This is a genomic window from Halorubrum rutilum (assembly GCF_042665015.1).
Lineage (GTDB): Archaea > Halobacteriota > Halobacteria > Halobacteriales > Haloferacaceae > Halorubrum > Halorubrum rutilum.
This window is the reverse complement of record NZ_JBHTBL010000011.1, coordinates 236,552-257,112: the sequence shown is the minus strand read 5'-3', so window position 1 is coordinate 257,112 and position 20,561 is coordinate 236,552. Positions and strand designations below refer to the sequence as shown.

General features: G+C 72.9%; 23 protein-coding genes. 14 read left to right on the top strand and 9 right to left on the bottom strand.

Annotation, left to right across the window (positions count from 1 at the left end):
- Positions 1-17: 17 nt before the first annotated feature.
- Entirely contained in the window at positions 18-737 is a 720-nt protein-coding gene (locus ACFQMF_RS12750) for an SDR family NAD(P)-dependent oxidoreductase (protein WP_256408179.1), read from the top strand.
- Between the two features lie 50 nt (positions 738-787).
- Here the strand turns inward: ACFQMF_RS12750 and ACFQMF_RS12745 are convergent, their stop codons facing one another.
- Positions 788-1,144 carry a hypothetical protein gene (locus ACFQMF_RS12745; RefSeq protein ID WP_256408178.1) on the bottom strand — a complete coding sequence of 119 codons (357 nt, stop codon included), beginning with the start codon at positions 1,142-1,144 and terminating at the stop codon, positions 788-790.
- 82 nt (positions 1,145-1,226) lie between these two features.
- Complete coding sequence (locus ACFQMF_RS12740; protein ID WP_256408420.1) at positions 1,227-2,687, bottom strand: dihydrolipoyl dehydrogenase; 1,461 nt, start codon at positions 2,685-2,687, stop codon at positions 1,227-1,229.
- Positions 2,688-2,789: 102 nt separating this feature from the next.
- On the opposite strand from ACFQMF_RS12740, the gene ACFQMF_RS12735 reads away from it, so the two are divergent.
- From ACFQMF_RS12735 to ACFQMF_RS12725, 3 genes are all read left to right on the top strand, one after another.
- Positions 2,790-3,575: a sulfite exporter TauE/SafE family protein gene (locus tag ACFQMF_RS12735; protein ID WP_256408177.1), complete on the top strand. Its 786-nt coding sequence runs from the start codon at positions 2,790-2,792 to the stop codon at positions 3,573-3,575.
- Between the two features lie 102 nt (positions 3,576-3,677).
- Complete coding sequence (locus ACFQMF_RS12730; RefSeq protein WP_256408176.1) at positions 3,678-4,658, top strand: S49 family peptidase; 981 nt, start codon at positions 3,678-3,680, stop codon at positions 4,656-4,658.
- Complete coding sequence (locus ACFQMF_RS12725) at positions 4,655-5,764, top strand: hypothetical protein (protein ID WP_256408175.1); 1,110 nt, start codon at positions 4,655-4,657, stop codon at positions 5,762-5,764. The genes ACFQMF_RS12730 and ACFQMF_RS12725 overlap by 4 nt, the downstream gene beginning before the upstream one ends.
- A 46-nt stretch (positions 5,765-5,810) precedes the next feature.
- On the opposite strand, the gene ACFQMF_RS12720 is transcribed toward ACFQMF_RS12725, so the two are convergent.
- Positions 5,811-6,554, bottom strand: a complete 744-nt coding sequence (locus ACFQMF_RS12720) for a competence/damage-inducible protein A (protein ID WP_256408174.1) — start codon at positions 6,552-6,554, stop codon at positions 5,811-5,813.
- A gap of 168 nt (positions 6,555-6,722) precedes the next feature.
- Here ACFQMF_RS12720 and ACFQMF_RS12715 point away from each other — a divergent pair, with 168 nt between their 5' ends.
- Both ACFQMF_RS12715 and ACFQMF_RS12710 read left to right on the top strand, forming a co-directional pair.
- Positions 6,723-7,601, top strand: a complete 879-nt coding sequence (locus ACFQMF_RS12715; protein ID WP_256408173.1) for a DUF7260 family protein — start codon at positions 6,723-6,725, stop codon at positions 7,599-7,601.
- A gap of 84 nt (positions 7,602-7,685) precedes the next feature.
- A complete protein-coding gene (locus ACFQMF_RS12710) occupies positions 7,686-8,336 on the top strand; it encodes a methyltransferase domain-containing protein (protein ID WP_256408172.1) in 651 nt (216 codons plus the stop codon).
- A gap of 38 nt (positions 8,337-8,374) precedes the next feature.
- On the opposite strand, the gene ACFQMF_RS12705 is transcribed toward ACFQMF_RS12710, so the two are convergent.
- Positions 8,375-9,742 (bottom strand): MFS transporter, encoded by a 1,368-nt coding sequence (locus ACFQMF_RS12705; RefSeq protein WP_256408171.1) that lies wholly within the window; start codon positions 9,740-9,742, stop codon positions 8,375-8,377.
- Positions 9,743-10,148: 406 nt separating this feature from the next.
- On the opposite strand from ACFQMF_RS12705, the gene ACFQMF_RS12700 reads away from it, so the two are divergent.
- The 7 genes from ACFQMF_RS12700 to ACFQMF_RS12670 all read left to right on the top strand — a co-directional run bounded on the left by ACFQMF_RS12700 (position 10,149) and on the right by ACFQMF_RS12670 (position 15,131).
- A complete protein-coding gene (locus ACFQMF_RS12700) occupies positions 10,149-10,730 on the top strand; it encodes a universal stress protein (RefSeq protein ID WP_256408170.1) in 582 nt (193 codons plus the stop codon).
- Between the two features lie 90 nt (positions 10,731-10,820).
- Positions 10,821-11,858 (top strand): NAD(P)/FAD-dependent oxidoreductase, encoded by a 1,038-nt coding sequence (locus ACFQMF_RS12695; protein WP_256408169.1) that lies wholly within the window; start codon positions 10,821-10,823, stop codon positions 11,856-11,858.
- A 51-nt stretch (positions 11,859-11,909) separates the two neighbouring features.
- The gene (locus ACFQMF_RS12690) at positions 11,910-12,314 is read left to right on the top strand and encodes an abortive infection protein (protein WP_256408168.1); all 405 of its coding nucleotides are present in this window, start codon (positions 11,910-11,912) and stop codon (positions 12,312-12,314) included.
- Positions 12,315-12,384: 70 nt separating this feature from the next.
- Positions 12,385-12,687, top strand: coding sequence for a hypothetical protein (locus tag ACFQMF_RS12685; RefSeq protein WP_256408167.1), 303 nt, complete (start codon positions 12,385-12,387; stop codon positions 12,685-12,687).
- Between the two features lie 133 nt (positions 12,688-12,820).
- Complete coding sequence (locus ACFQMF_RS12680) at positions 12,821-13,741, top strand: DNA adenine methylase (protein ID WP_256408166.1); 921 nt, start codon at positions 12,821-12,823, stop codon at positions 13,739-13,741.
- A 125-nt stretch (positions 13,742-13,866) separates the two neighbouring features.
- Complete coding sequence (locus ACFQMF_RS12675) at positions 13,867-14,316, top strand: universal stress protein (protein WP_092564335.1); 450 nt, start codon at positions 13,867-13,869, stop codon at positions 14,314-14,316.
- Entirely contained in the window at positions 14,316-15,131 is an 816-nt protein-coding gene (locus ACFQMF_RS12670) for a DUF63 family protein (RefSeq protein ID WP_256408164.1), read from the top strand. Before ACFQMF_RS12675 ends, ACFQMF_RS12670 begins: the two co-directional genes overlap by 1 nt.
- A 33-nt stretch (positions 15,132-15,164) precedes the next feature.
- Here the strand turns inward: ACFQMF_RS12670 and ACFQMF_RS12665 are convergent, their stop codons facing one another.
- The 5 genes from ACFQMF_RS12665 to ACFQMF_RS12645 form a co-directional block, all read right to left on the bottom strand.
- The gene (locus ACFQMF_RS12665; RefSeq protein ID WP_256408163.1) at positions 15,165-15,647 is read right to left on the bottom strand and encodes a DUF456 domain-containing protein; all 483 of its coding nucleotides are present in this window, start codon (positions 15,645-15,647) and stop codon (positions 15,165-15,167) included.
- 73 nt (positions 15,648-15,720) lie between these two features.
- On the bottom strand, positions 15,721-16,302 hold the full coding sequence (locus ACFQMF_RS12660; protein WP_256408162.1) for a DUF2150 family protein: 582 nt from the start codon (positions 16,300-16,302) through the stop codon (positions 15,721-15,723).
- Positions 16,303-16,400: 98 nt separating this feature from the next.
- Entirely contained in the window at positions 16,401-17,258 is an 858-nt protein-coding gene (locus tag ACFQMF_RS12655) for a TatD family hydrolase (RefSeq protein ID WP_256408160.1), read from the bottom strand.
- A 121-nt stretch (positions 17,259-17,379) separates the two neighbouring features.
- Positions 17,380-17,835: a YbhB/YbcL family Raf kinase inhibitor-like protein gene (locus tag ACFQMF_RS12650; protein ID WP_256408159.1), complete on the bottom strand. Its 456-nt coding sequence runs from the start codon at positions 17,833-17,835 to the stop codon at positions 17,380-17,382.
- 89 nt (positions 17,836-17,924) lie between these two features.
- Positions 17,925-18,971 (bottom strand): succinylglutamate desuccinylase/aspartoacylase family protein, encoded by a 1,047-nt coding sequence (locus ACFQMF_RS12645; RefSeq protein ID WP_256408158.1) that lies wholly within the window; start codon positions 18,969-18,971, stop codon positions 17,925-17,927.
- 187 nt (positions 18,972-19,158) lie between these two features.
- Between ACFQMF_RS12645 and ACFQMF_RS12640 the strand changes: the two genes are divergently transcribed.
- Entirely contained in the window at positions 19,159-20,514 is a 1,356-nt protein-coding gene (locus ACFQMF_RS12640) for a putative ATP-dependent zinc protease (RefSeq protein WP_256408157.1), read from the top strand.
- The last annotated feature ends 47 nt before the right edge of the window (positions 20,515-20,561 follow it).

The following is a 20,561-nucleotide window of genomic DNA, read 5'->3' as shown; positions in this document are numbered from 1 at the left end:
GCGCCCGTAGCGCGGGCATGACTCGCACGGCAGTCGTCGCCGGCGTCGGTCCGGGGCTCGGGGAGTCGCTCGCGCGGAAGTTCGCGGCGGAGGGCTGTCGGGTGGCCCTGTTCGCCCGCTCGACGGAGTACGTCGAGGGGCTCGCGGCCGACCTCCCCGACCCCGGCGAGGGGCTCGCGGTCACGGTCGACCTGACCGACGTCGAGGCCATCCGGGACGGCTTCGAGACGGTGCGGGAGGCGTTCGGACCGGTGGACGTCCTCGTCAACCACGCGAGCGCCGCGTCGTGGACCGGCCTGATGGACACGAGCGTCGAGGCGTTCGAGGAGGCGTGGGCGGTCAACGGCCGCGGCGCGTTCGTCTGTTCGCAGGAGGCCGTCGGCGACATGCTCGACGCCGGCGGCGGCACGGTGATATTCACGGGCGCCACCTCGGCGGTGCGGAGCCGCGGCGGCGCGATCGGGTTCACGGCCGCGAAGTTCGCCGCGCGCGGGATGGCGATGGACATCGCGCAGGAGTTCGGCGGCGACGGCGTCCACGTCGCGCACGTCGTGATCGACGGCCAGATCGGCTCGGCCGAGGCCCGCGAGCGCGACCCGGACCGCGAGGCGGACACGTTCCTCGATCCCGACGAGCTGGCCGAGACGTACTGGCACCTCGTCGAGCGGGACGACGTCGGCACGCAGCCGTTCGAGGTCCACGTCACGAACGGGCCGAACCCCTCCGAGTTTATCTGACGCTACCGATCGGTGTCGTTAAAAAAGGGAGAACGCGCCGCGAACGGCGCTCAGAACGTGATGATCTCGTAGTCGTCGTCGACGAGCGACCGGACGCTCGGGTGCCCGTCGTACTCGTCGAGCGTGACGAGGCCCGCGTCGGCGACGGCGTCGTCGACGCCGAACGCGCCGGAACAGTAGTCGCAGACCGCGGCGTCGTCGCGCACCGCCTGGTAGAGCTCGTGGTAGTCGCTCTCCTCGTCTTCCAGCTCCGGGATCCACTGGGTCCCGGCGCCGTCGAAGATGAGTTCGAGCTCGTCGCCGTCGGTCTCGGCGAACTCCTTCGCGGCCTCCAGCGCGTTCGCGAGGCGACCGTAGTCGGCGTGCGACTCGTTGCCGGCGAGAATCACGATTGCTGCTTTTGCCATCGTACTCCGGTATGGGCGCTACCGGTACATAACCCACCGGCGGGTGTGTGTCCCGGACGCCGACTCGGCATGCGATGACGTGTCACGAGCGACGCCCGTGGTCGTGACCGCCGCCGCGCGAGAACTGCCCGGAGAATGCCCGGTCGACGACCTCGGAGAGCGCGGGGTGGACGTGGACCGCGTCGCGGATGTCCGCGACCGTCCCCGAGCCCGCGGTCATCGCGACGACGACCTCCTCGATCAGGTTCGACGCCTCGGGGCCGACGATGTGACACCCCTCGATGGTCCCGTCGAGGTCGATGAGGACCTTCACGAACCCGTCGGCGTGCATCGCGCTCCCGCGGGCCGTCTCGTCGTACGGGTAGGTGCGCGTGGCGTAGTCGGCGTCGGCCTCGCGGAGGTCCCGCTCGCGCGCGCCGACCCCCGCCACCTCGGGCGAGGCGAACACCGCGAACGGCATCGCGGAGTAGTCGACCGGCTCCGGCTCGTCGCCGAGCAGGTTCCGGATCACGGCCTTCGCCTCGTGGTTCGCGTTGTGTTTCAGCAGATACTCGCCGACCACGTCGCCGAGCGCCCACACCCCCTCGGCGTCGGTCCGGAGGTACTCGTCGGTCTCGACGAACCCCCGCTCGTCCGTCTCGGCGCCGGTCGCGTCGAGGTTCAGCGCGTCGGTGTTCGGCCGGCGGCCCGCGGCGACGAGCAGTTCGTCGCCCGCGACCGTCACGTCCTCGACCTCGTCGGGCACGCCGACCGCCTCGCCGCCCGCGCGGACCGAGCCGGCCTCGGGGTACGGGCGGGCCTCGACCGTCACCTCGCCGCCCGTTTCGTCGGCCGCGACGGCCTCGTAGCCGGTGTACACGTCGAACCGGTCGGCGTAGCGGTCGGTGAACGCCTTGCCGACCGCCGCGTCCGCCTCCGGCAGGAGGTGCTCGCGGCGGCCGACGACCGTCACGTCGGTGCCGAACGTCCCGAAGAAGTGACCGAGCTCGGCCGCGATGTAGCCGCCCCCGACGATCACGAGGCGATCCGGGGGCGACTCCAACCGGAGCGCCTCGGTGCTCGTGAGGTAGTCCACGTCCTCGATCCCGTCGATCGGCGGGATCGAGGGGCGCGTGCCGGTCGCGACGAGGACGGTGTCGGCCCGCAGCGTCGCGCCCGCGTCGTCGCCGTCGACGACCTCGACCGTGCGGTCGTCGACGAACCGCCCGGTCCCCGAGAACAGGTCGTGACTGTCCGACGAGGAGAGTCCGCGTCGGATAGAGTCGGAGCTCTCGGAGACGTCCTCGTTCACCTTCCGGACGATCTCCGCGAAGTCCACGTCGGTGACCTCGGCGTCGATCTCGAACGCGCCGGCGCCCTCGATCGTCTCCAGCACGTCGGCGTGGTAGAGGAGCTGCTTCGAGGGGATACAGCCGCGGTTGAGACACGTCCCGCCGAGCCGCCCCTCCTCGACGACCGCGACCGAGTTCCCCCGGCCGGCCATCGCGTTCGCCACGTCCAGTCCCGACCCCGACCCGATCACGAGGAAGTCGAACTCCTGCATGCCCCCGACGACGACGGCCACCCTCATCAAGGCCCGTCCCCGGTGGCGCGCGCCGCACACGACCGGTGGTCGTTTATCACCGATCCCCTCGTCTCCCCGGGTATGACGCTCGGGCTCTCGACCGAGCTGGCGGCGGCGATCGCGGCGGTCGTCGCGGTCGCGGGCGCCGTCAACGGGGTCGCGGGGTTCGGCTTCGCCGTCGTCGGGACGACGGCCCTCGCGACGCTCGTCGACCCCGCGACCGCGGTGACGTTCATGATCGTCCCGATGTTCGCCGTGAACGCCGCGCTCGCGGGGGAGCTCACCCGCGAGGAGCTCCGCGTGTGCGGGAGCCGGTTCGCCCCCCTGCTCGTCGCCGCCGTCGTCGGCACGGTCGCCGGGATGGCCCTGCTCGACCGGCTCCCGGGCGCCCCGCTCCGCGTCCTGCTCGGGGTCGTCTCGCTCGGCTTCGTGGCGACCGCCCAGCGGGCCTTCCCGCTCCCGTCGCTCTCGCGGGCGAGGGACCGCTGTTTCGTCGAGACGCCGCTCGCGATGAGCGCCGTGGGCGGCGCCTCCGGGCTGCTGTTCGGCGCGACGAACGTCGGCGTGCAGCTCGTCGCGTTCGTGCGGAGCTGTGACCTCCCTCACGGCCTGTTCGTCGGCGTCGTGGCGCTGGTGTTCGTCGGGATCAACGGCCTCCGCGTCGCGGCCGCCGGCGCCCTCGGGCTCTACCCGGACGGGTCGTTCGCCCTCGCGTCGGCCGCGGCGGCGCTCCCCGCGGTCGGCGGGGTCGCCGTCGGGAAACGGCTCCGGGACCGCGTGAGCGAGCGACCGCGTCGGGCCGTCGTGCTCGGCCTGCTGACGCTCGTCGGCGTCCGACTGGTGCTCGGCGGTGCGGGCCTCCTCTGACGGCGGTGCGATCCGCCGCACGGGACCTCCCCGTGAGGGCTGATATCACCGCGCTCGTTTCCGCAATTTTTATTTTCCGATTGACGCAGGGTCTACTCGGTCATGTCATCCAAACAGCCCTCCACGGCCCTCACGTCGCGGCAGCAGCTCGCCGTCGTCGTGGTGGCCGCGGCGGTGGTCGGCGCCGTGCTCGCGCCCAGCGTGTACGCGGCGACCAACGACCCGGACGATACCGTCGCCGTCGTCGAGATCGAGGGGCCCGTCAACACGGCCCTCGCCGAGGACGTCGAGAGCGAACTCGCGGACATCCGCGCCAACGACTCCGTCGGCGCGGTGGTGCTCAAGATCGACACGCCGGGCGGCGCGCCCGTCGCCTCCGAGCGGATGTACAAGGCGGTCCAGCGGACGAGCGAACAGACGACCGTCATCGCGAGCGTGCAGTCGATCAGCGCCTCCGGCGGCTACTACGCCATGGCGCCCGCTGACGAGATCTACGTGCTCCCGACCTCGACGGTCGGCAGCATCGGCCTGAACGCCCCCGCGCCGCGGTCGACCGCGCCGGTCTACGGCCCGAGCGGCCCGGACAAGGCCGGGAGCAACGAGATACAGAGATGGGCCGAGCAGCAGACGCTCGCCGACACGTTCGTCGACGCGATGATGGCCGAGCGCGGAGAAGAGTTCCAGATGCCGCGCGAGGAGGTCGCGAAGGCGGACGTCTACCTCGGTACCGAGGCGGTCGAGAACGGCTTCGCGGACGAGATCGGCTCGCTCAACGAGGCGATCCACGCCGCCGCGACCGAGGAGAACCTCGGCGAGTACGAGGTCGACACCCGGGAGACCGGGCCCGACGGCGGCCTGCCGTTCCTGCTCCGCACTGACACCCAGGTCGTCGCGGTCCACGCGAACGATCCCGGCTACGCCGACGTCGAGCCCATGGGGCTCACGTACGTCCACCTGCCGGCGATCCCGCACGTCGACACGGTCGAGCGCTTCTCCGAGAGCGATCTCAAGGTCGACGGCGAGGGAGCGACCGGCGCGACAGGTAACGAGACGGCGCGGTCCGCCGGGGGTGTCGGCGCGTGAGCGACCTCCGCACGCTGGCGGCCGCCTTCGTCGTGACGCTCGCGGCGATCACCGGCGGCGCGGCGGTCACCGGCTTCGTGACCGCCGACGGCGCCGCCCCCGCGCCCGAGATCCAGAACGAGCACTACGTCGACGGCGACGCGGTCGCGAACGACACGCCGGGAGAGGCGACCGTCGAGATGGAGTCGACGGCGCGGTCGCAGACGGTGCTCGTCGACCCCGGCATCGACGCGTCCGGCGGCGTGCCCGCGAGCCCGCTCGCGCTCCTCGGTCTCGGGGGCGGGGGCGTCGCCGACCGCGACGTGCGGCCGCTGGCGAACGCGCTCATCGAGAACGGCCACGAGGTCGACGTCTACGTGCCGGGCGCGACGCGGCAGCGCCCCGCCGCCGGTCCCGGCGGCCCCGGCGCCCCCGGCGGCGGGCCGGAGACGGCCCTCGGCGAGCGGCTCGCCGACGCGGACGCCTTCGTGACGTTCCGGACCGACTACGACGAGGCGGAGCTCTCGGCGATCGAGGAGTTCGTCGACTCGGGCGGTCGCGTGATCGTGGCGACGGAGCCCGACGCGGCGTTCGACCGGCCGGGAGCGGTCGGCCTCGACGCGACGCTCGACATTACGACCGAGCCCGGCTACGTCTACAACATGGAGGAGAACGACCTGAACTACCAGCGCGTGTACGCGGAGCCGACCGGCGGGTCCGACGCCGCGCTGACCGAGGGCGTCGACCGCGCGGTCCTGCCGACGGCGACGCCGGTCGGCACGGCGGCCGCCGGCAGCGACGTGCTCCGCCCGATCGAGGGGAGCGAGCTGTCGACGACGCGCGCGTCGACCGAGGCGCCGCTGCTCGTTCGGACCGACGGCGTGGTGATGGTGGGGGACAGCGACTTCCTCTCGCCCGAGAACGCCGCGCGCGCCGACAACGACGCGCTGATCGGGAACCTCGCCGACTTCCTCGTGACGGGCGGCCAGGCGGCGCCGGGCGGCCAGCGCGCGCCGACCGGGCCGTCGGGGAACCGGACGGCGCCCTCCGGACCGGACGGACCGTCGGGGAACCAGACGGCCCCGTCCGGATCGCAGGACCCCTCGGGGAACCAGACGGCCGGCTGATCCGCGTCCGCGGTCGACCGGCGTCCCCTTCGTCGCCCCACTTTTTTCAGTCCCAGTCGCGCCGCACCGGCGTCTCGCTCGCGTCGACGTTCGCCAGCAGCCACGCCGCCGCGTCGTCGAGGGCGTCGTCGTCGGTCGTGGTCACCTTCAGGCGGTTGTGCTCGGCCTCGCGGTCGGGGTAACAGCCGACGGCGACGTCGAACCGCTCCATCGCCTCCTCCAACGCGGGGACGATGTTCGACTCGGGCTCGACGGTGTAGAGGAACCGCGAGCGCCGGTCGCCCGCGAACTCGTCGGCGACGGTCGCGAAGACGGCCTTCAGCTCGTCCGGGATCCCCGGCATGACGTAGACGCCCTCGACCACGCAGCCGGGGGCGAGCCCGGCCTCGGTCACGAGCGGGCGGCTCCCCTCGGGGACCGCCGCCTCCGCCTCGACGTCGACGTCGAACTCGCGGTCGGGGACGCGCTCGCGGATCGCGGCCAGCCGGCGCTCGACCGACTCGCGCGTGAGGTCGGTGGCGGCCATCTCGCGGTCGAACGCGTCCGCGACCGCCTCCATCGTCACATCGTCCGGCGTGCTCCCGATCCCGCCCGTGACGATCACGGCGTCGAACGCCCCGGCGTAGTCGCGGACGTGGTCCGCGATCGCCGCCCGGTCGTCGGGCACGGAGAGGATCCGCGCCACGGTGACTCCCCGGTCGCTCAGCTCGCCGGCGAGCCAGTTCGCGTTCGTGTTCACCGTGTCGCCCGAGAGCAGCTCGTCGCCGACCGTGATCAGCGCGACGTCCATCGGCGCGGCCTTGGGCCGGCCGACGGATGTACGTTTCCCGCCGCCCGAGCGGGCGCGAGGCGAACCCGGCCGCCGTCTCGGGAGGGCTATTGAACGCTCGGGAGCGCTCACGGCGGCCCGATACCGCTCATATAAGCGCTTACGAGGCCCGGTGGCGAGGGACGCGGTATGTCAACGGCCACCGACGGATCGGATGGGTCGAGGGCGCCCGTCGACGACGCGCGGGAGGCCCTCCGGGTCGAGCGGCGCCGCACCGTCGACGAGCGCGAGGCGTTCCGGGCGTTCCGCGGCCGACTGGAGGCGATCCCGACGGAGTCGACCGCGCCGGGCGGGTCGTCCGCGCCGGGGCGGGGCGGTCCCGGAGGGCCGCCCGGGATCTCGGGAGCCGGCGGCGTCTCGGGACCGACCGCTGCCCCGGGCGCGACCGCGGACGCGGGCTCGGGCGTCCCCGCCGCGCCGCCGGGCTCCGGGCTCGTCGCCGTCCGTGACGCGTACGTCGAGACGGTGATGTCGGTGCCGCACTACGAGGACGAGTACGACGACACCTACGAGCGCAGCGTCGCCGCGGAGTTCGGCCCCGAGCTGGCGTGCGCGCTCACCCGGAACACCGCCTATCACCCCGACTGCGAACGGGCCCTGTTCGACGCGGTCGACGCCGCGATCGCGGAGCGCGAGCGGCTCGAAGAGCGGCTGGCGACGGAGGCCGAGTCGCTCGACCGCGCCGGGTCGCGGCTGGCGGCCGTCCGACGCGAGATCGCGTCGCTCGACGCGGCGGTCCCCGAGGGCGACTTCGGCGCGCTCGACGCGTGTCGCGCCCGCGCCGGCGTCCTCCTGGACGACTGCGACCGGATCGCCGCGCGCCGCCAGCGGGTGATCGCGGCTCACGAGCGCGAGCTCCGGCTCGACGAGGACGCCGTCGACCTCCCGACGTACCTCTACGGGTCGACCGGCGCGACGTACCCCGTCCTCGCGGCGGTCGGGTCGGTCGGCGACCGGCTCGACGGGGTCACGCGGCGGATCGAGCGCGCGATGGCGCGCGTCGGGTGAGCGGGCCGGTCCCCGGGCCGGCGGACGGGGAGCGTCGTCGCCGGCGACGGGCTCTTTGGTCCGCACCCCCGAGCGACGGTACCCGTGACGACCGTCCTCTCCGACCGCGACCGGCGGAAGCGCGACGACCGGCCCGACGGGACGTTCTACGAGGAGCCGCGGTTCGTCACCCACGCCGACGACGCGTTCCTCGACCGCCTGACGGCGCTGTACGACGATCTCCTCGACCCGGGCGACCGCGTGCTCGACGCGATGAGCAGCTGGGTCTCGCACCTTCCCCCGACCGAGTTCGACCGAGTCGTCGGCCACGGGCTCAACGAGGCGGAGCTCGCCGCGAACGACCGGCTCGACGACTTCGTCGTCCGCGACCTCAACGCCGATCCGACGCTCCCGTTCGCCGACGGCGCCTTCGACGCCGTCTGCTGTGCCCTGTCGGTCCAGTACCTCCAGTATCCCGGGCCCGTGTTCGCGGAGTTCGCGCGCGTCCTCGCGCCCGGCGGCGCCGTCGTCGTGAGCTTCTCGAACCGGATGTTCCCGACGAAGGCGGTCCGGGCGTGGCGGACCGCCTCGATGGACGAGCGCGCCGACCTGGTCGAGCGATATCTGAGAGCGGGCGGCCTCGCGGTCGAGGACCGGATCGCGGAGCGCCCGGGGACCGACCCGTTCTACGCGGTCGCGGGGCGGAAGCCGGGGGCGAGCGACACGACTGACCCCGCGGCGAGCAGCCGCGACTGAGTCCGGCGGCGACGCCGTCGACCTTGTAGCCGCGGCGGCTAATCCGCCGGCGTCGCCGACTCGGTCTCCAGCCCGGAGCCGCTCGGGGGGCGGAGCGCGAGCGCCGCCAGTCCGGCGGCGATGGCGAGGCCGCCGCCGAGCGCGAACGTCGGGACCCAGCCGAACGCCGCGACGAGGTAGCCGGTGACGGTCCCCGCGAAGACCCCGCCGCCGACCTTCGCGGTGTAGAGGACCGCGTAGTTGCCGGAGGAGTTGCGCGAGCCGTAGTAGTCGGCGATCACCGACGGGAAGTAGACGAACAGCGGCGAGGAGAAGAACATCGCCGCCATCACCAGCGCGACGAACGCGATCCCGGCCTCGGCCCGCCCGGCGCCGATCAGCGCGAGCCGGAAGACCCCGGCGAGCACGAACGAGGCGGCCATCACCCGCTTGCGGTCGAAGCGGTCCGAGGCCTCGCCGAGGACCATCCGCGAGACGCCGGCGGCGACGGGCAGCAGGGTCGCCGCCGCGGTCGCGACGACCGCCGCCAGCCCGAACTGCTCGGCGAACCGGACGACGTTGGCGATGACGATCAGGTCGGCGCCGGCCATCGCGACGAACATCGCGTACAGCAGCCAGAACTGCCACGTCGACAGCATCTCGCGGGTCGTGTACGCCCGCCCGCGGAGCGAGGCGGCCAGCCCGTCGTCGCCCTCGTCGTCGTCTCGGTCCTCCAGTCCGAGCCAGTCGTCCGGCGGGTCACGGAGGAGGTACGCGCCGACGAGGGTGACGGCGAGGATGGCGACCCCGACGTTCCGGAGCACGTCGCCGTACGCCGACACCGTGGCGTTCGCGCGCACGTACGGCACGACGAGGGCGCTCCCGCCCGCGAACGCCATCGTGCCGATGCCGGTCGTGAGCCCGGTGCGGTCGGGGAACCACTTGACCGCGGTGTTGACCGCGACCGTGTACACGATCCCGACGCCGACCGCGCCGAGCGAGTACAGCAGGTAGAGCTGCCAGACGGCCGTCGCGTACGCCAGCCCGATGTACCCCCCGCCCGCCAGCAGCGCCGCGAGGAAGGTGAGCGCGCCCGGCCCGCGGCTGTCGCGCCACTTGCCCGCGGGGAACTGCGAGAGCGACTGGAAGACGACGTAAAACGAGAACACCGCGCCGAGCGCCGGCAGCGCGATGTCGAGGCTCGCGGCGAGCGGCTGCTCGATCGACGACCAGACGTACTGGTAGGGGCTCACGGCGGCCATCATCCCCGCGGCGGCGACGATCTGCCACCACCGGGAGAACCCGAGGATCGACGACGCCCGGCCGGCGTAGTCGACCTCGCCGGCCGGTTCGTCGGGGGCGGAACCGTCGCCGGCCGGTTCGTCGGGGGCGGCGTCGCCGTCGCTCGCTGCGCCCTCCTCACCCATCGTTGCCGTCCGTCGACCGCGTGGTGATGTTCGGTGTCATGGCGTGTGCGTCGGGTCGCGCCGCGGGGGGCTCCGCCGCGCCGCTCGCGTCCGTACCGGTACTGTTCGGACTCGCCGATTAAAACGCGTCGTTGGGGACGTTCTTGCCTCGTCGCCCCGCGCCGGACCGGATCCGGGACGGGAGCCCCTCAGAGCGCGTCGGGGGGCGCCGCGGTGAACCGGATCGCGGTCGTTCGTCGAGAAAAACCGGGACGGATCACCGCGAAACGCAACCGACGCCGAGAATCGCTGCCGGATAGATAATGATAATCGTCTATACTGTCGAAAATTGTTAAGAGGACGGCTCTCCTACGTGAATACGAACACGACCGGCGCCCGAGAACGGGCGAGGCCGGCACCACTCATCATGTCCGCCGACACCGACGCCGTCGACGCCGAGGCCCCAGACGTCAGCGCACCCGCCGAGACCGACCGGACCGCCGCCCGCGGGGCCACTGCCCCGAGCGCGGTCGACGCCGCGACCGACGAGGCGCGCGGCGCGCCGGGCTCGGTCGGAACCGCGCGAGGCGGATCGGTCTTCGAGCGCGTGCTCGTCGTCACCGGCGACGACGAGGCCGGTCGCGCCGCGATCGACGCCGGGCTCGACGTCGCCGCCGCGCACGGGGCGACCGTCGACGCGCTGTACGTCGTCGACACCAGCGAGCACTGGGACGTGGTCGTCGAGCGCCGGGAGCGCACGGGCGAGGCGCTCGTCGAGGACGCCGCCGCCCGCGGCGAGGCGCTCGGCGTCGACGTCGAGAAGCGGTTCCGGTACGGCGCCCCTCACGAGGAGGTGCTCGACTTCGCCGACGCGCACGGCGCCGACCTGATCGTGGTCGGCTCCGCGCGCCGCACCGGCCTCGACCGGCTGGTCCACCCCGAGACGCTCCCCGTCCGCGTCCAGCGCGGCGCCTCCGCGCCCGTGATGGTCGTCGGCGCCGACGACTGACCGCGGTTCTCTAATTCGTCACGGCGTCCGCGTCCCGCCTCCGCGATCCGCGAGACGACCGACTAAGTGACTGCGTCGCGTACGACTGGTATGACCGAGATCGGCATCGTCGGGGCGGGCGCGGGCGCGGCGGCCGCGGCCTTCGTCGTCGACGGGGCGGCGCCCGACGCGGACGTGACCGTGTTAGAGAAGTCCGGCGGGCTCTGCGGCCGCGCGGCCACCCGTCGCCACGGGGACCTGACGTACGACTACGGCGCGAACTACCTGAAGTCCGACGACGAGCGCGTCGTCGAGCTGATCACCGAGACCCTCGACGACGAGGGGCTCGTCGACGTCACCGAGCCGGTGTACACCTTCGACGTCGACGAGGCGGTCTCGCCCGGCCGCGACGCAGACGAGCACAAGTGGAGCTACCGGCGCGGGCTCACCCAGATCGCGAAGCGGCTCTTCGGCCGGACCGACGCGACGGTCCGCCGGCGGACGCGCGTCGAGACGGTGCGCCGGGTCGGCGAGCGGTGGGAGCTCGACGACACGGGGGGGGAGACGTGGGGGCCGTTCGACGTCCTCTTGATGAACCCGCCGGCGCCTCAGACCGCCGAGCTCCTCCGGGACGCCGAGTGGGAGTCGCCCCTGCGGGAGTCGCTCGTCGACGCCGTCGGCGACGTGGCGTACCGCTCGGTGTGGACCGCGGTGCTCCACTACCCCTTCGCGGTCGACGTCCCCTACTACGCCTTGGTCAACACGGACAAGGAGCACCCCGTGGGGTGGATCTCGCGCGAGGAGTGCAAGGCGGGCCACGTCCCGGACGGCGAGACGCTGCTCGTCGTCCAGGCGGGCCCCGAGTGGTCCGCCGAGCGCTACGGCGACGACCCGGCCGCGAACGTCGCCGACCTGGCGGCGCACACCGCCTCGATCGTGGGCGACGAGCGGCTGGCCGACCCGGCGTGGACCGACCACCAGGGGTGGCGCTACGCGCTCCCGGAGGGCGGCGTCGACCGCGGACCGATCGACTCCGCCCGCCGGGACGGGCTCTACCTGCTCGGCGACTGGGTCGCGGGCGAGGGGCGGCTCCACGCCGCCATCGCGAACGGCCTCGACGCGGGCGAGCGCGTGGTCCACGGGCTCTGACGGCGTGACGGGAACCGGAGGGTTTCTCCCGGCGGGGCCCCGCGGTCGGGTATGGGCTCCCCGCCGACGGCGTCGCGGCGCGCGAACGTCCCCTTCTGGACGACGGTCGCGGTCGCGGCGCTATACCTACCGGCGTCGGTCGCGGCGCGCGCGCTCGTCGACTCGGAGTACGCGGCCGCGGTCGCGTGGCTCCCCCGCTCGGTCGGCGGGGTCGCGGGGACGCCGCTCGGGACGGCCCTGGCGGCGGCGCTGTGGCTGCCCGTCGCCGGTGGGTTCCTCTACGCCTTCGCGACCGAGCTGGCGGCGATGCGGGACCGGACCGCGTGGTCGCCGCCGGACAAGGGGTACCTCGTGCTCGCGGGCGGCTCGCTGCTGGCGCACCCGCTCACGGGGCTCCCGTTCGTCTTCCTCGTGATCGCCGGCTACACGCTCCACCGGACGCTGCGGGTGCGGTAGGCCGCCCCCGCGCCGGCCGCTCGCCCGTACTTTTATTTCGCCACACGCCGTGAAACAAATACGAACGGCCATGTCGACGACACGCGACACGCTCGCCGCGCGAACGGCGGCGCTCGACGCGACGGAGGCGCGGCGGACGGTCGCCGGGCTCGCCGACGGAACGGTCGAGACGGTCGCGGACCTCCGCGTCCGCGGCCGGGCGGACGAGATCGCCGAGGAGCTCCGCGAGGTCCACCTCCCCGCGCTGGAGGAGGCCGGGTACATCGAGTGGGACCGCGAGGCCGGCACGATCGCGCCGGGGCCGAACTTCGACGAGGCCGCCGCCCACGTCGCGGACCTCCCCGATCTCGACGAGGAGCCGGGCGACGACTGAGTCCGGCCGACGGCCGACTCCGGACGCCGACCGTCCGCACCCGGGCGACGGCCGACTGCGGCCGGCGACCGACTCCGGCCGACGACAGGGCCCGAGACGTTTTTACCTCGTCGCGGGGGAGTGCCGGTATCGCATGGCCGAGCCGATCCTGAAGTGGGCCGGCGGCAAGCGCCAGCTGCTCGACGAGCTGTACGCCCGCTTCCCGGCGTCGTACGGCCGGTACCACGAGCCGTTCGTCGGCGGCGGCGCGCTCTTCTTCGACCTGGAGCCCGCGGACGCGACGGTCAACGACGCGAACCCCCGACTGATCAACTTCTACGAGCGGGTGCGCGACGAGCCGGAGGCCCTGATCGAGCGGCTGGCGCGGTTCGACGACCCGAACGCCGACCCCGACCCGACGCTCCCGTACGCCGAGGAGACGCCCCGCGGCCGCGACGTGGAGAGCTACTACTACCAGCAGCGCGCGCGGTTCAACAGACGCCCCTACGAGGGCGAGTTCGACCCGCTCGAAGAGGCCGCGCTCCTGTTGTACCTCAACCGGACCTGCTACAACGGCCTCTACCGCGAGAACGCCGACGGCGGTTTCAACGTTCCCGTCGGGCGGTACGCGAACCCCGACTGGGTCCAGCGCGACCGGATCCGCCGGGCGAGCGACGTGCTCGCGGACGCGACGCTCCGGAACGGGGACTTCGCGTACGTCCTCGACGCCGCCGAGCCCGGCGACCTCGTCTACTTCGACCCGCCGTACGAGCCGATGAGCGCGACCGCGAGCTTCAACGAGTACAGCGCCGAGGGGTTCGACCGCGACGACCAGCGCCGGCTGCTCGACGTCGCCGGCGAGCTCGACGACGCGGGCGTCCGGGTCGTGGTGAGCAACAGCGGCGTGATGTACGAGCCGTACGCCGACGCGGGGTTCCACGTGGAGCGCGAGGACGCGACCCGCGCGATCAACAGCGACGCCGACGCCCGCGACGCGGTCGACGAGATCGTCGCGACGAACGTGCCGCCGGCGGAGCGTCGCGGGGCGCCGCAGCGCGAGCTCTCCGGCTTCTGAGCGCGGGCGGGGGATCGCGGACCGGTCCGTCGCCGGGCCCGGCGACGGCTCCGACGCGCCGACGGGAGCAGCCTCGCCGACCGCATGGGGCGGGCTTTTTGAACTCCCCCGACGAGGTCTCGCGTATGACCGACATCGACATCGACCTCGTGCTCGTTCCCGTCGACGGGAGCGAGGAGTCCCACGAGGCGGTCGACTACGCGATCGCGGTCGCCGCCGAGTACGGCGCGAGCGTCCACGCCCTGTACGTGTTAGACGAGGACGTGGTCCGCGCCATCGACCACGGCGCGGTCGACGAGAGCGACGTCGCCGACGACACGGAGGCGTTCACCGACTCCGTCGCGCGGCGCGCGGAGGCCGCCGGGGTGCCCCACAGCAACTCCATCGCGGCCGGCTTCTCGATGACGGTGAAGACGGTTCACCCCGGCAGCGTCGTGCTCGACACCGCCGAGGAGCTGGACTCCGACTTCATCGTGGTGCCGCGCGAGCCCGTCACGGGCGACCCGGGCGAGGTGCTCGGGAAGGCGGCGGAGTACGTCCTCCTCTACGCGAGCCAGCCGGTCCTGTCCGTCTGATGGCCGGCGCGATCCCGTTCCTCCCCGCGGGCACGACGCTGCCCCCGCTCCCGTACCTCGTCGCCGTCCTCCTCGCGGCCGGGGCGGTCGGCGCCGCGCTCCGCCGCCGCTCCCCGCGGGTGACCGCCCGCCACGTGCTCGCGCTCGCGCCGTGGATGGCGCTCGGCTCCGCGGCCCACGTGCTGTACGTCGTCGACGCGCTCCCGCCCGCGCTCGCGCCGCTCGCCGGCTCGCCGACCGTCTACCTCACGGTGGGGTCGCTCGCGGGCGCGGCGTGGCTCGCGGGCGCGGAACTGCGCGCCGAGCGCGTCCCGACGCTGGTCGCCGTGGCCGGCGCGCTCTGCCTCCTCCCGGTCGTCGCGGTCGCGGTCGGGACCGGGCTCTCGCCGGTCGGCGCCCGGTGGTCGACGGTCGCGCTCGCGCTCGCGCTCCCGGTCGCCGGCGCCGCCTGGGTCGGGCTGACCCGGCTGCGCCCGGAGGCCGCGGTCACCGGCGAAGTCGGCGCGCTCGCGGTGTTCGGCCACGCGCTCGACGGCGTCTCGACCGCCGTGGGGACGGCGCAGCTCGGCTTCGGCGAGCGAACGCCCCTCTCCCGGATCCTCCTGGGGTTCGACTGGATCCCGCCCGTCCCGGTGCTGGGCGAGGGATGGGTGTTCCTGCTGGTGAAGCTCGCGGTCGCGAGCGCCGTGGTCTGGCTGTTCGCGGCGTACGTCCGCGACCGGCCGGCGGAGGGGTACCTCCTGCTCGGCTTCGTCGCGGCGATGGGGCTCGGGCCGGCCGCGCACAACCTCCTGCTGTTCTCCGTGGCGGCGTGAGGAGTGGACCCGGGCGGCGCGCTCCCGGTCGCCTCACAGGACCGCAAGCGCGAACGCGACGGTAACCCCGGCGAGCAGGACGGCCTGAACGAACGCGCTGGCGAGGGCGCCGACCACCGCGTAGGCAGCCTGTCGAGCGGCCTCGCGCGTGTCGCCGTCGTGCTCGTTCAGGGCGGCGAGGAAGACGGTGCCGCCCAGCCCGACGACGATCCCGATCGGACCGAGCGGGATCAGGAGGACGATCCCTACCAGCGTCCCGACGACGACGGTCCGGGTCGAGGCACCGCCGAGCCGCCCGGAGACCATCCCCGACGCGACGTCCGCGGCGGCGGCCAGCAGCGAGACGGCGACGAGCGCGACCACCACGGCGGGGCTCGGCTCCGCGAACCCGGTGGTGTAGGCGTAGCCGACGACGGTCAGCGCCGCGAGGACGCCGCCCGGCACGAGCGGGACGAACGAGCTGGCCGTCCAGACGACGAGCAGCGCGATCGCCAGTCCGGCCGCGAGGGAGACCATACGGATCGGACGCTACGTGCGCTGAAAACGCTTCACCCCGATCGACCCGGCGGGGGCGGGCCCGCCGACGCCGTCAGTCCTCTTCCTCGACGACTTCCGGGTCTTCGATGGCGGACTGCAGGGAGTCGAGCCCGTTGACCCACTCGGAGACGAGCCCGTACTCCAGCTCCTCGACGACGTCGATGTCGAGCGGCTCGCCGTCGATGACGCGGGTGCCGGCCTGCACGACGTAGCCGAGGGCGGCGTCGAGGTCGTCCTCGGCCTCGGCGTCGGCGGCCGCGCGCACGAACTCGGTCACGTCGCCCTCGACGACGCCGCCGACGACGTACTCCTCGGCCGCGTAGAAGACGGGGACGAGCGAGGTCTGGACGCCGTCGATCAGCATGGCCTTGTCCTCGTCGTCGAAGTCGACGTCGGCGAGGACGATGTCGCGGATCTCGCGGATCTCCTCGACCGCGCGGTCCTCGTCGATGCGCTCGTCGTCGAGCGCCGCGAGCACCTTCACGACGGCGATCGCCGCGTCGTCCTGGAGGTTCAACAGGAGCCGCGCCGAGTCCTCGTTCTCGGGGTCGAGCTCCTCCTCCTGCAGCCGGTCGAGCCAGTTCTGCCAGCGGTCGTCGGTATAGAACGCTTCGACGGCGTCGTCGTCGGTCATGTCCCGTACGTCGCCCGGACTACTCAAATGCCTTTCCTATCGATCGCCGCGCGAGAGGGCGTCTCACCCGCTCGACGCCGGGATTCGGGAGTTCCGGATTACGCCTCCCGATCCAGCGTCGCCTCGGTGTCGATCCCGTACACCGCCGCGGGCGTCTCGACGTGCGCGCGCCGGACCGCGTCGTCGTAGCCCTCTTCGAGCATCCAGCGCACGCGGCGCGGGACCGTCTTCGGGCCCAGCACCATCCCCGGCTTCTCCGGGTCGTCGACGAAGTCGGTCTCCATCAGGAACGGCTCGCCGGACTCGGCGGCGCGTGCGAGCCGGTCCTTCTCGCTCATCACGCTCGGCGTCGGGCCCGCGAGCCAACCCTCGGCGTAGTGTTTCACGACGGTCGTCGGGTCGAGCCCGACCGTCTCGGCGACGGCGGCCAGGTCGGTGAGGTCCTCGCTGGCCTCGGTGTGGAGCTGGACGGCGCAGTCGAGCGCGGCGCCGAGCTCGAACGCGCGCCGCGTCACGGCGTTCGACGCGTCCCAGACCGCGTCGGTCACGTCGTAGTGCGGGCGCCCCGACTTCAGCGCGAGCGCCCGGCCGTCGGCGACGAACTCGCTCGCGACCTCCAGCCCGCCGCACATCAGGTCGCGGGCCGCTCCGGGCGCGAAGCCGCGCTCGTCGACCAGCCGGCTGATCAGGCCGGGATGGACGCCGAGGACCGGCCACGCGCGGCCCGGGAGGACCTCGTTCGCGGCCGCGACCGCGTCGAGCGTCTCCTCGAAGACCGGCCGGAAGTCGGCCGGCTCGTCCGGCTCGACGCCGAGGTGCCAGGAGGGCTTGTTCACCACGAGCAGGTGGGTGCCGCCGAGCCGGACGAAGTCCTCGACCGCGTCGACCCCGCGCCCGTGGCGCGGGTCGAGGTGGAGGTGGTCGTCCAACACCGGCGTGTCGAAGTCCTCGGTCATGGTCGGTGCTTCGCCCGCGGCGGAATATAAGGCTCGATCGCGGGGCCACCGCGGCTCACACGCCCGCCGTCACCGGTCCGGGTGCGTCCTGTCGCCGGTCACGCCGGATACGTCCCGCCTATCACGCCGGATACGTCCCGTCGATCCGGGCCTTAGCGACGATCCGTCCCGTCATCGCGTCGATGAGGTCCTCCTTGTCGGCCGACGGCGGAAGCCCGAGCGGCTCCTCGACCGCGTACAGTCGGAACCGGTAGGTGTGCTCGCGGTCCGGGGGGTTCGGTCCGCCGTAGCCGTGCTCGCCGAAGTCGTTCTGTCCCTCGGTCGCCTCCGCCGGGGACCAGTCCTCCGGGACCGCCTCGCGGTCGGGGTCGACGTCCCAGACCAGCCAGTGGTCCCACACCTGTCCCGCCGGCTCCCGCGCGTCCGGATCGTCGACGATGAGCACGAGCGCCGCCGCCGCGTCGGGGACCCCGCCGATCCGCAGCGGCGGGTTCACGTTCCGCTCCGCGTAGCCGTACTCGTCGGGGACGCGCTCGCCGTCGCCGAACGCCGGGCTCGATAGGCTGAGCTCGCTCATGCGATCACCCGTCCGGACGGTCTCCGGACGCGTCGATCTTGGCTCGTCGGCGTCAAAAGCGTTCCCGCGGAGCGGTCGCTTCGAGGGGGTCAGTCCCTCGGTTCCGACGGCTCCGGCTGCCCGACCGGCGTCGGGGCGTCCCCCGTCTCGATCGCGCGGCGGACCGCCTCGTCGATCTCGACGAGGTGACAGAGCGGGTTCCCGGGGTAGACGACGGGGTTTTCGAGGAGTCCGATGAGGAGCCCCGTGAAGGGGGCCTCGACGCCGACCGCGTCCTGCTTGAACGGGTTGGTGATCGTCGCGATGCGCTCGCCCTCGCGGACGAGCGACCCGCTCTCGAAGTGGGTGTCGACGATGCCGCCGGAGTCGGCGCGCAGCCACGTCTTCTCGCCCGCGCCGGCGATGATCGTCCGCCAGCCGGGCCAGCGCACGGTGTCGGTTTCGAGCAGCCCGTACTCGGCGAAGACGGAGCGCACGCCGCCGAGCGCGTCGTCGATGAGCGGGCGCTGGAAGCGGTGGGCCTCGCCCATCTCGATCGTGATCGTCGGGATGCCGTCGGCGGTCGCCTCGCCGCGGAGGGTGCCGCCCGGCCCGTCGCTGTCGATGATCACCTTCGAGCCGAACGCCATCGCGAGGCGGTGGACGCCCGCGTCGGCCATGTCCGCGCGGACGTGGAGCATGTTCGTCCGGCCGCGGGTCGAGGTGTGGAAGTCGAGCCCGAAGTCGCAGGGCGCGATGAAGTTCTCGTAGATCCGGTGGGCCATCCGCTTCGAGCTCGTCGAGCCGGGCTTGCCGGGGAACGAGCGGTTGAGGTCGCGGTCGTAGACGGGGAGGTAGCGCTGCTGGGCGAGGAAGCCCGGGACGTTGAGGACGGGGAGACAGACGAGCGTCCCCGCGAGGTCGTCGAGGTCCCACTCGTGGGCGACCTCGCGGACCACCTCGATCCCGTTGAGCTCGTCGCCGTGCGAGGCCGCGGTGAGGAACACCGTGGGGCCGTCGCGCGCGCCGTTGACGATCGTCACGGGGATCCGGACGGGGTCGCCGAGGTACGTTTCGCTGATCCCGTAGCGGATGTTCTGCGTCTCGCCGGGCGGCACCGCGCCGCCGTTATACGTGAACACCCGGTCGTCGCTCATGTCACGAGGGAGCGGGTCGGGGGGTATATATATGGCGACCCGCGGATCGGGGGACCGACGGGTCGCTAACTGACCGGCAGTCGACCAGCGATTCGGTTGGTGGTCTGTCGGCGGTCATCCCCGGTCCGCCCGGCCGCCCGGCTCACCGATCGGGCGACCTTTTACCCGGGCCCACGCAGGTGCGCTTATGAGTTCGGATCCGGTCCGGGTGGGAGTGCTGTCGCTGCACAACAGCAAGGAAACGAAGGCGATCTGCAACGCGGTCGAGGACCTCGGCCACGAGCCCGTGTGGCTCCGCGAGGAGAACGCCGCCATCAGCGTCGAGGACGGCGACGTCTCGGTGGAGCCGCCGGTCGACGTCATCGCGAACCGCCTGCTCCTGTCGAACACCGACCAGCCCGCGGAGCTGCTCGGGCTGGCGACGACGTTCGAGCGCATCCGACCGATGCTGAACGAGCCGAACGCCGTGCTGGCGTCGATCCACAAGTTCGCGACGGCGGCGACGCTCGCCGACTGGAACATCCGCGTGCCCGACGCGCTGCTCGCGCTGTCGAACGACCGGCTCAACGAGGACCGCGAGCGCTTCGGCGAGGTCGGCGTCTACAAGACCGCGATCGGCACGCACGGCGGCGGCACGTGGAAGGTCGACCTCACCGAGCGGGTGAACCCGAAGGTCGGCAACCGCCAGGCGTTCCTCCAGCAGCTCATCGACCGCGACGACGAGGAGCACCGCGACCTGCGCGTCTATATCGTCGGCGACGAGATCGTCGGCTCGATGTACCGCTACGCGCCCGAGGGCGACTGGCGCACCAACGTCGCGCTCGGCGGCGCGGTCGAGGACGCGACCGACGACATGCCCGAGGAGGCCGCCGAGACCGCGCTGTACGCGGCCGACGTCATGGGGCTGGACTACGCCGGCGTCGACCTCGTGGAGGGGTACGAGGGCTGGTACGTGCTCGAAGTGAACCCGACGGCCGGGTTCAAGGGGCTCTACGAGGCGACCGGCACGAGCCCGGCGCCGCACATCGCGCGGCTCGCGATCGAGACGGTCGGCGGCGAGGTGGACGACGACGACGTCGAGCGGGTCGCGGCCACCCTCGACGACTCGCGGCCGTCCTGCGCGCCCGCGCCGAAGAAGAACCCCGCCGAACAGCCCGACATCGGCTACATCGAGGAGGTCGTCGTCACGGGGACCTCCGGCTCCACGCAGGCGCTCGCGAAGTCGGACACGGGCGCGACCCGGACCAGCATCGACACCCAGCTGGCCGCCGAGATCGGCGCCGGCCCGATCAAGAGCATGACCCGAGTCAAGTCGGGCAGCGTGAAGGGCGGGAAGGCCCGTCCCGTCGTCGATCTCGTCATCGGCATCGGCGGGAACCAGCACACAGTCACCGCCAGCGTCGAGGACCGCGGTCACATGGACTACCCGCTGCTGCTCGGCCGCGACATCCTCACCGACTACCGGGTCGACGTCCGGCGGCGCGCGGACACCGACGAGGCCGAACGCGGCGAGGCCGGCGAGATTCTGGAAGAAGAGGAGTAGCGAACGCGAGAGGCGAGGCGATTCGGGGACGAAGCGGTGGCGCGAGC